Annotated in this window: 2 protein-coding genes and 1 pseudogene; all 3 read right to left on the bottom strand. The window is 61.3% G+C overall.

Annotated features, from left to right (window positions below; translation table 11 throughout):
• Positions 1 to 537, bottom strand: a pseudogene (locus EN935_RS34650) (GTPase HflX); the annotation flags it as partial.
• On the bottom strand, positions 538 to 783 hold the full coding sequence (gene hfq / locus EN935_RS34645; protein WP_006202172.1) for an RNA chaperone Hfq: 246 nt from the start codon (positions 781 to 783) through the stop codon (positions 538 to 540). It abuts the pseudogene before it with no gap.
• 145 nt (positions 784 to 928) lie between these two features.
• On the bottom strand, positions 929 to 1,699 hold a 771-nt coding region (locus tag EN935_RS34640), incomplete at its 5' end, for a D-amino-acid transaminase (RefSeq protein ID WP_127266284.1).

Genomic DNA, 1,699 nt, shown 5'->3' with positions numbered 1-1,699 from the left:
GCGCTGGCGCTCAAGGTGGGTCCAGCTGCGTACGAGGCGGCCCTTCTGGTAGTTGAGATGAGCGAGCTCAACCTGCAGCGTGCCTTCCTTGGTGCGTGCACGCTCGCCGAAGATTTCGAGGATCAGCCCGGTGCGATCCAGCACCTTGGCGTTCAGCTCTTTCTCGAGATTGCGCTGCTGCACAGGGGTTAGCGGATGGTCGACGACGACCACTTCCGCATGTCCCTCTTTGACGATTTCAGCGAACTCGGCGACCTTGCCGCTGCCGAGCAATGTCGCCGGGCGCGGATCGTTGACGGTGACCACCGCTGTGTGGATCAGATCAAGGTTGATGGCGCGGGCAAGGCCGACGGCCTCGTCGTGGCGAGCGTCAGCCGAACGCATCAGCCGTGGGCGGTTGGTCTCGTCGTCGTTGCGCTGGTGGCGGGTAAGGACGGGCACAATGACAACGGCCCGGGTCGGGCCGTTGGCTTCCGTCCCGGGATGATGCGCTGGTTTTCCGCGAACGGTGGCGTCCGCGTCTTTCTCACGTGCCAATCAGGCGCCCTGGCTTTCCTCGCCATCGAACATCTGAACCGGCTGGCTCGGCATGATCGTGGAAATGGCGTGCTTGTAGACGAGCTGGGAGTGACCGTCACGGCGCAGCAGCACACAGAAATTGTCGAACGAAGTGACCACGCCGGTCAGCTTGACGCCGTTGATGAGGAAGATGGTGAGTGGGTTCTTGCTCTTGCGAACTGAATTCAGGAACAGGTCCTGAAGGTTTTGCGATCGTTCCGCCATTGTTCTTGTCTTTCGCCGATCCCCTTCGGTTTGCAAGCCAATGCGCCAAATTAACGGGCGCATGTCAAGCTCGCAAACACCGTCTTGTCGTCAGTAACGACAAGCAGAACGAGATATATTGATGTTCATTCCACCTGTGCGGTTATCAGGCTGGACTTTTTTCCGCAATGTCAAAAAAGGCTTGCCGCAAGGAAAGTGTTATTGAGCCGGGGTGCCCGTTAGCGACCGTATCGCCGTCGATGGCCACCACCGGCATGGCAATTGTCGTTGCGGAACTGATGAACGCCTCGCGTGCCGCCTTGGCCTCGGCAACGGAAAAGCCGCGCTCCTCGATCTTCAGGCCTAGCTTGGCCGCCACTTCAAACATGGTCGTGCGGGTGATGCCGCGCAGGATGCCATGCTCGGCCGGCCTGGTGACCAGGACGCCGTCCCTGGTGACGATCCAGGCGTTGGACGAGCCGCCTTCCTTGACGTTACCGTCGGTGTCGACGAACCAGGCTTCCTGGGCGCCGGCCTCCTTGGCCTTCTGCTTGGCCAAGACATTGGGCAGCAACCCGACGCTCTTGATGTCGACGCGGTCCCAGCGGTTTTCCGGCACGGTAATGACCGCGATGCCGGTCTCGGCTCGCTTTGCACCAGCGGCGGGATCGGCCTTCCTGGCAGTCACCACCAGGGATGGCTTGGTGTCGGCGGAAGGGAAGACAAAGTCGCGGCTGGCAACGCCGCGCGTCACCTGGACATAGACCAGGCCGTTGGCGACATGATTGCGGTTGACCACCTCGCGCAGGATCAGCGGCAGCACGTGAGAGGTGACTGGCCAGGCGATTGACAATTCGGTCAGCGAGCGGTTCAGCCGGGCCAGATGGCGCGGCATGTCGACGATGAAGCCACGCGCCACCTCGCAGACCTCATAGAC

Origin of the sequence: Mesorhizobium sp. M7D.F.Ca.US.004.03.1.1, assembly GCF_003998635.1 — a bacterium.
In the GTDB taxonomy this organism is placed as follows: Bacteria; Pseudomonadota; Alphaproteobacteria; order Rhizobiales; family Rhizobiaceae; genus Mesorhizobium; species Mesorhizobium loti.
The sequence above is the reverse complement of the archived record's forward strand: the minus strand, read 5'-3'. Positions and strand labels throughout refer to the sequence as shown.